General features: G+C 67.7%; 9 protein-coding genes. 6 read left to right on the forward strand and 3 right to left on the reverse strand.

Annotation, left to right across the window (positions count from 1 at the left end; translation table 11 throughout):
* Nucleotides 1-800, reverse strand: an 800-nt coding sequence (locus ADBZ6I_RS14355; protein ID WP_526384952.1) for an acyl-CoA dehydrogenase family protein, incomplete at its 3' end; no start/stop codon positions are given.
* Between the two features lie 84 nt (nucleotides 801-884).
* Nucleotides 885-1,670: a histidinol-phosphatase gene (gene hisN / locus ADBZ6I_RS14360; protein WP_526384954.1), complete on the reverse strand. Its 786-nt coding sequence runs from the start codon at nucleotides 1,668-1,670 to the stop codon at nucleotides 885-887.
* Nucleotides 1,671-1,693: 23 nt separating this feature from the next.
* Between hisN and ADBZ6I_RS14365 the strand changes: the two genes are divergently transcribed.
* Nucleotides 1,694-2,053: a hypothetical protein gene (locus tag ADBZ6I_RS14365; RefSeq protein ID WP_526384956.1), complete on the forward strand. Its 360-nt coding sequence runs from the start codon at nucleotides 1,694-1,696 to the stop codon at nucleotides 2,051-2,053.
* On the opposite strand, the gene ADBZ6I_RS14370 is transcribed toward ADBZ6I_RS14365, so the two are convergent.
* Nucleotides 2,050-3,423: an FAD-dependent oxidoreductase gene (locus ADBZ6I_RS14370; protein ID WP_526384958.1), complete on the reverse strand. Its 1,374-nt coding sequence runs from the start codon at nucleotides 3,421-3,423 to the stop codon at nucleotides 2,050-2,052. The genes ADBZ6I_RS14365 and ADBZ6I_RS14370 overlap by 4 nt on opposite strands.
* Nucleotides 3,424-3,471: 48 nt before the next feature.
* On the opposite strand from ADBZ6I_RS14370, the gene prfB reads away from it, so the two are divergent.
* From prfB to ftsX, 5 genes are all read left to right on the forward strand, one after another.
* On the forward strand, nucleotides 3,472-4,590 hold the full coding sequence (gene prfB, locus ADBZ6I_RS14375) for a peptide chain release factor 2 (protein ID WP_526384960.1): 1,119 nt from the start codon (nucleotides 3,472-3,474) through the stop codon (nucleotides 4,588-4,590).
* On the forward strand, nucleotides 4,577-5,560 hold the full coding sequence (locus ADBZ6I_RS14380) for a mechanosensitive ion channel family protein (RefSeq protein ID WP_526384962.1): 984 nt from the start codon (nucleotides 4,577-4,579) through the stop codon (nucleotides 5,558-5,560). Before prfB ends, ADBZ6I_RS14380 begins: the two co-directional genes overlap by 14 nt.
* A complete protein-coding gene (locus ADBZ6I_RS14385) occupies nucleotides 5,557-6,060 on the forward strand; it encodes an Rv3103c family proline-rich protein (protein WP_526384964.1) in 504 nt (167 codons plus the stop codon). Before ADBZ6I_RS14380 ends, ADBZ6I_RS14385 begins: the two co-directional genes overlap by 4 nt.
* A gap of 33 nt (nucleotides 6,061-6,093) precedes the next feature.
* Entirely contained in the window at nucleotides 6,094-6,783 is a 690-nt protein-coding gene (ftsE, locus tag ADBZ6I_RS14390) for a cell division ATP-binding protein FtsE (protein WP_526384968.1), read from the forward strand.
* On the forward strand, nucleotides 6,783-7,575 hold a 793-nt coding region (gene ftsX / locus ADBZ6I_RS14395), incomplete at its 3' end, for a permease-like cell division protein FtsX (RefSeq protein ID WP_526384966.1). The genes ftsE and ftsX, both read left to right, overlap by 1 nt.

Consider the following 7,575-nt stretch of genomic DNA (forward strand, 5'->3'; position numbering starts at 1 on the left):
AACAATTCGGCATCGGCGGCAGCAGGCACCAGGGACTTGACGCCGTCGAGGCGGTAGCCGCTCGGGGTGCGCACCGCGGTGGTCTTGAGCATGGTCGGGTCGAACAGCGGCTGCGGCTCGACGATGGCCAGGCAGGCTTGCGGCACGTTCTCTCCGGCGAAGTCCTTGAGGTAGGTGGCCTGCTGGTCGGCGCTGCCCCAGTGGGTCAGCGCCGAGGCCACTCCGCCGGGGGCCAGGATCGGCAGGGCCAGGCCCATGTCGCCGTAGGACAGCGCCTCGGCCACCAACGCGTTCGTGACAGCGGTGCGCTGCTCGGCGATGCCGTCGAAGTTCTCGGGCACCTTGATCGCGGTGATGCCCAACTCCGCGGCCTTGGCGATCAGATCGGCGGGGAAGGCGGCGGCGTCGTCGGCGTCGCGGGCCGCCGGCCGCAGGATCTCCTCGGCGAACTGGTTGACCGTCTCGACGATCATCCGCTGGTCGTCGTCGGGGGTCAGGTCGAAGTAGTCGGCGGTGCTCGGCTCCAGCCGGGTCGGCTGCTTGCCGAGGCCCTGGATCTTCTTGAACTGGCGGGTCGACGCTCCGGCCGCGGAGAAACCGTGCTTGACGCCCACTCGCAGCGCCTTGTTCAGCGGTTCGCGCAGGCCGCGGCGATCCAGGAACTCCTGGCCCAGCAGCGGGGTGAGCAGGCCCATCCCGATATCCAGAACGGACCGCTTCGGGTGGTGCTGGCCGACGGCGCTCTCCCGGGCGCGGGCGCTGGCCTTCGGATTGGTACGAGAGGGGAGCGTGTTCGTCATGGCGAGTGCCTCACGTAAGAGCTGAACAGGGTGGGTGCAACCTATCTTACTCCGGAGTAAGGTAGTGATCCTCTGTAAGCAAGCTCACAGCGCGTCGAGCACCGCCGCCTGCAGCAGTCCGTTGCTGGCCACCGCGCTCCCGCCGTGCGGCCCGGCAACACCGTCGAGGTTGGTGAAGGCGCCGCCGGCTTCGCGGACGAGCACGTCAAGCGGTGCCAGATCCCACAACTCGACCTCGGGTTCAGCCGCGATGTCGACCGCGCCCTCGGCAACCAGGCAGTAGGAGAAGAAGTCGCCGTACGCGCGTACTCGCCAGACAGAGTCGGTGAGGGCGACGAACTTCTCCCGTAGACCGCGGTCGGCCCAGCCGGACAGGCTGGAGAACGACAGGCTGGCAGAGCCGAGGTCGGCCACCCCGCTGACCGAGAGCCGGCGCGGTGCACCCCCGGCCACCGACGTGTGCGACCCCAGTCCGCGCCCGGCCCACCACCGTCGGTTCAGCGCCGGTGCGCTCACCACGCCGACGACGGGAACGCCGTCCTGTAGGAGCGCAATCAGGCTGGCCCACAACGGAACTCCGCGGACGAAGTTCTTGGTGCCGTCGATCGGGTCGATCACCCACTGCCGGCCGGCCAGGGCCGGCGTCCCGCCCTGTTCCTCGCCGAAGATGGTGTCGGCCGGCCGCCGCTGGGCCAGCACGTCGCGCAGTCGGGCCTCCACGGCCTCGTCGGCGTCGGTCACCGGCGTCAGGTCGGGCTTGTGTTCGATCCGCAGGTCCAGCGCGCCGAAGCGGGCGGTGGTGATGGCGTCGGCGTGGTCGGCCAGCGTCAACGCCAGGTCCAGATCCTCGGCTACGCCCTCGGCGGTCATGGCTGCAGTCCTACCATGGCGGCGTGATGGAATTCGCGGTGCTGCTGATGATCCTCGGGGCGTTGGCCCTGTTAATCGTTCCCCGGTTGCGGGGCCGCGGCCCGCGCGGCGAGATGGTGCCGGGCACTCTGCTGGTGACCGGAGTCAGTCCCCGGCCCGGCGTCGATGGTGAGCAGTTCGTCACGATCACCGGCGTGATCACCGGACCGACCGTCAACGAGCACGTCGTCTACCAGCGGATGGCCGTCGACACCGCGAACTGGCCCACGATGGGGCAGCTCATCCCGGTGGCGTACTCGCCGAAAAATCCGGACAACTGGTTCTTCGCGCCGGCAACGCCGCCCGCGCCGCCGGAACCGCGGTCGTTTCCTGACTCCGGTTAGCCGCGTGCGATGCGCAGCAGGTCGGCCACCTTGGACACCTTGACCCGCGGGCGGCCGTACGGCTCCCCGGCGGAGCGCTCGTGGGTGTCGATCGCCAACCAGTGGTCGTCGGTGATCAGCTCCGGCTGGTGCTCCAGCAGCCAGGCGGCCAACTCGTCGGCGTAGCCGGGCTCGACATCGCGCAACTGGGCGCTCGCCAGATCGGCCACCAGTGTGTTGACGGTGTCCTGGGAGTCGCTCTTGTTGGTGCCGATCACCCCGGACGGTCCCCGCTTGATCCACCCGACCACATAGTCGTTGTCGCGGTCCGCGATGCGGCCCTGCTCGTGCGGGATGGTGCCGGCGCGCTCATCGAAGGGCAGCCCCGGGATGGCCACGCCGCGGTACCCCACGGCGCGGACCACCAGCTGCGCGGTCAGGATCTCGCGCTCGCCGGTGTCGTGGGCCGAGACCCGGCCCTGTTCGTCGGTGATCAGCTCGTTGCGGCCCAGCACGATCGCCTCGACCCGGCCGTCGCCGTCGATCTCGATGGGGGAGCTGCAGAACCGGAAGACGATGCGGCGCTTGCCTTCTCCGTCCCCGACGCCCTTGTCCGCGTAGGCGCGCAGCACCTTGATGTTGGCGGCGACGGTCTTGCCGGCCGCCGCGGCCTGCTCGTCGGTGATGTCATCGAGGTCGGCCGGGTCGACGAGAACCTCGACGCCGTCGAGTTCGCCGAGCTCACGCAGTTCCAGCGTGGTGAACGCGCCTTGCAACGGCCCGCGCCGCCCGACGATGACCACTTCGGCAACCCCGCGCTGATGCAGCAGATCCAGTGCGTGGTCGGCGATGTCGGTAGTGGCCAGCACGTCGGGATCGGTCACCAGAATGCGTGCCACGTCGATGGCGACGTTGCCGTTGCCGATCACCACGGCACGGCCGCTGGAGATGTCGGGCGTCATCTCGGCGAAGTGCGGGTGCGCGTTGTACCAGCCGACGAAGTCCACCGCGGCCACGCTGCCCGGCAGCTCCTCGCCGGGGATGCCCAGCGCCCGGTCGGACTGGGTGCCCACGGCGTACACCACCGCGTCGTAGCGCTGGGCCAGTTCGTCGGCCGAGATGTCGCGCCCCACGGCGATGTTGCCGAAGAACCGGAACCGGGTGTCGGCGGCGGTCTTTTCGAAGGTCCGGCTGATCGACTTGATCTTCGGGTGGTCGGGGGCGACGCCCGAACGCACCAAACCCCAAGGGGTGGGGAGCATTTCGAGCATGTCGATGTTGACGTCGGGACCGCCCGAGGCCACCGACTCGTCGGCGAACCGGAGCAGCGAGGCCGCCGCGAAATAGCCGGAGGGGCCGGCGCCGACGATCGCGACATAGTAAGGACGCATCCAGGGATGGTATCTACGCCTCCGGTGTCGCCGGTAACGTGAGACCACGTGGACACCGATCGGCAGTCAGAGATCGCGGCGCTGGACGCCACCCTGACGACGGTGGAGCGGGTGCTCGACATCGACGCGCTCAAGGAGCGGATCGTCAAGCTGGAGCACGACGCCTCCGACCCCAAGCTGTGGGACGACCAGAACCGGGCGCAGCAGGTGACCAGCGAGTTGTCCCACGCGCAGGGCGAGTTACGCCGGGTCGAGGGTCTGCGCAGCCGCCTCGACGACCTGCCGGTGCTCTACGAAATGGCCGCCGAGGAGGGCGGATCGGCGGGCGCCGAGGCTCTCTCGGACGCGGATGCCGAGCTGGCGTCGCTGCAGGCCGACGTCGAGGCGCTCGAGGTCCGCACCCTGCTGTCCGGGGAGTACGACGAGCGCGAGGCCGTGGTCAACATCCGGTCCGGAGCCGGCGGGGTGGACGCCGCCGACTGGGCGGAGATGCTGATGCGGATGTACATCCGGTGGGCTGAGCAACACAACTACCCCGTTGAGGTCTTCGACACGTCCTACGCCGAGGAGGCGGGCATCAAAAGCGCCACGTTCGTGGTGCACGCGCCGTTCGCCTACGGCACGCTCTCGGTGGAGCAGGGCACCCACCGATTGGTGCGCATCAGCCCCTTCGACAACCAAAGTCGCAGGCAGACGTCTTTCGCCGAAGTCGAAGTGCTGCCGGTCGTGGAGACCACCGACCACATCGAGATCCCCGAAACCGACCTGCGGGTGGACGTCTACCGGTCCAGCGGTCCGGGCGGCCAGTCGGTCAACACCACCGATTCCGCGGTTCGACTCACTCATATCCCCACCGGTATCGTCGTAACCTGCCAGAACGAGAAGTCGCAGCTACAGAACAAGGTGTCTGCGATGCGGGTGCTGCAAGCGAAACTGCTCGAACGCAAGCGGCAGGAAGAACGCGCCGAGCTCGACGCCCTCAAAGGCGACGGCGGCAGTTCGTGGGGCAACCAGATGCGCTCCTACGTTCTGCACCCCTACCAAATGGTCAAGGACCTGCGAACCGAGTACGAGGTCGGCAATCCTGCGGCCGTCCTGGATGGGGACATCGACGGTTTCCTGGAAGCGGGAATCCGGTGGCGCAACCGACGAGATGACGAAGACTGAGATCGCAGGGACCGCACTGCTAGCCAACCCGTTCGCGGACAAGTGGCACGGCTTCTGGCACGGCGACGTCGGCGAATGGATCCTCACCCGCGGGCTGCACATCGCCCTGTTGCTGATCGGTGCCCTGCTGGGCGCCCGGTTCATCAACTGGCTGGCCGGGCGGATCAGCCGCCGCATCGACGACGACTTCAAGGCCAGCGACGCCCTGGTGCGCTCGGAAAGCGCCAAGCATCGTCAGGCCGTGGCCTCGGTGATCTCCTACCTGGCCATCGCGCTGCTGGCGGTGATGGTGGTGGTCGAGGTGACCGACGTGCTGGCCGTCCCGATCGGCTCCCTGGTGGCACCTGCTGCGGTGCTCGGTGCGGCGCTCGGCTTCGGCGCCCAGCGTGTGGTCCAGGACCTGCTTAGCGGCTTCTTCATCATCACCGAGAAGCAGTACGGCTTTGGCGACCTGGTGCAGCTGAACCTGGGTTCCGGTAACGATGCGATGGGCACCGTCGAGGACGTCACGCTGCGGGTGACCAAGCTGCGCACCTCGGAGGGAGAGATGTACACCATCCCCAATGGCCAGATCGTCAAGACGCTCAACCTGTCCAAGGACTGGGCGCGGGCGGTCATCGACATCCCGGTGCCGAACTCGGCCGACCTGAATCTGGTCAACGACGTGCTGCACCACGTCTGCGAGGCGGCTCCGCTGGATCCGCAACTGCGTGATCTGCTGCTGGACAAGCCGCAGCTGATGGGTGTGGAGAGCATCGAGTTGGACACGGTGAACCTTCGGATGGTGGCCCGCACCCTGCCGGGCAAGCAGTTCGAGGTCGGACGGCGGCTGCGCATGCTGGTAGTCGCGACGCTCGCCCGGGCCGGCATCGCCACCAAGGCTGACAACGCCCCGGTGGTCGGCGCGGTGGTGCACCCCGCCACCGCCGGCGGCGCTGAAGAGCAGACCCAGGGGCCGGTGCAACGATGAGGTCGGCCAATTCGCGTGAGGGCCGCAGTTGGCCGGCCTACATCCTGGGCGGACGGCTGCGCACCACCACAGTTGCTCTTGTCATCGCGTTCTGCGCGATCTGGTGGCTCTACGAGACTTACCAGCCGACTCCGCCGCCCCCCGAACAGGTGCCGGCCAGCGAAGTGGTGCCGCCCGGCTTCATCCCCGACCCGGCCTACACCTGGGCGCCGCGCACCAACGTGCAACAGCCGGAACCGACGACCACGTCGACTACCCCGACCACGTCGACGACGCCCACGTCCACCGCGCCCACCACACCGGGGTCGCCGACCACATCGGCAACCCCGACCGAACCTGGCGTACCCCCGCCGGGCGCTCCGACCCCGCCCCCACCGCCGGAGCCGCCGGCTCCGGGCGAGCCGACTCCCAGCGCGGCCCCGGCCCCCCCACAACCGGATGCCCCGGAACCGAGCCCGCCGGCAGCGATGCCGCCGGCCCCGGCCGCGCCCGCGCGGTAGCTGCGGCTTGCCCGGCTACACTGGCGTGCCGTGATGATCACCCTCGACCATGTCACCAAGCAGTACAAGGCCTCGGCCCGTCCTGCGCTGGATAACGTCAGCCTGAAGGTCGACAAGGGCGAGTTCGTCTTCCTGATCGGCCCGTCCGGATCGGGCAAGTCGACCTTCATGAGCCTGTTGCTGGCTGAGGAGGAGCCGACGTCCGGTGAGATCCAGGTGTCGAAGTTCCACGTCAACAAACTCTCCGGCCGGCACATCCCGAAGCTGCGGCAGGTCATGGGCTGTGTGTTCCAGGATTTCCGGCTGCTGCAGCAGAAGACGGTCTTCGAGAACGTCGCCTTCGCGTTGGAGGTGATCGGCAAGCAGCCCGACGTCATCAAGAAAGTGGTGCCCGAGGTGCTCGACATGGTCGGCCTGTCCGGCAAGGCGAACCGTATGCCCGACGAGCTCTCCGGTGGTGAGCAGCAGCGGGTGGCCATCGCCCGGGCCTTCGTCAACCGCCCGCTGGTCCTGCTGGCCGACGAACCCACCGGAAACCTCGACCCCGAGACCAGCCGGGAGATCATGGACCTGCTCGACCGGATCAACCGCACCGGCACCACGGTGTTGATGGCCACCAACGACCACCACATCGTCGACTCCATGCGGCAGCGCGTGGTCGAGCTGTCGCAGGGCCGACTGGTCCGCGATGAGCAGCGCGGCGTCTATGGAATGGACCGCTGATGCGCGCCGGTTTCCTGGTCAGCGAGGTCGCCACCGGCCTTCGCCGCAATGTCACCATGACCATCGCGATGATCCTCACCACGGCCATCTCCATCGGCCTGTTCGGCGGTGGCCTGCTGGTGGTCCGGTTGGCCGATCAGTCCCGCAACATCTACCTCGACCGGGTCGAGAGCCAGGTGTTCCTCAACAACGACGTCTCGGCCAACGACCCGACCTGTGACGCCGAACCGTGTAAGGCGCTGCGGGAGCAGATCGAAAACCGCGAAGACGTGAAATCGGTGCGCTTCCTGAACAAGGACGAGGCCTACACCGATGCGGTCACCAAGTTCCCGGAATACAAGGACGTCGCCAGCAAGGACTCTTTCCCGGCGTCGTTCATCGTCAAGCTCAACAACCCTGAGCAGCACACCGACTTCGACACCTCCATGCAGGGTCAGCCCGGTGTGCTCAACGTGCTCAACCAGAAGGACTTGATCGACCGGCTCTTCGCGGTGCTCGACGGGTTGTCGCGGGCCGCCTTCGCCATCGCGGTGGTGCAGGCAGTCGGCGCAATCCTGTTGATCGCCAACATGGTTCAGGTGGCCGCCTACACCCGCCGCACCGAAATCGGCATCATGCGGATGGTCGGCGCCACCCGCTGGTACACCCAGCTTCCGTTCCTGCTGGAGGCGGTGCTGGCCGCGACGATCGGTGTGGTGTTGGCCATCCTCGGCCTGATCGTGGTGCGCGCGCTGTTCCTGGAAAACGCCCTTGACCAGTTCTACAAAGCCAATCTGATCGCCCGGATCGACT

It is taken from the genome of Mycobacterium sp. (assembly GCF_044342925.1).
In the GTDB taxonomy this organism is placed as follows: Bacteria; Actinomycetota; Actinomycetes; order Mycobacteriales; family Mycobacteriaceae; genus Mycobacterium.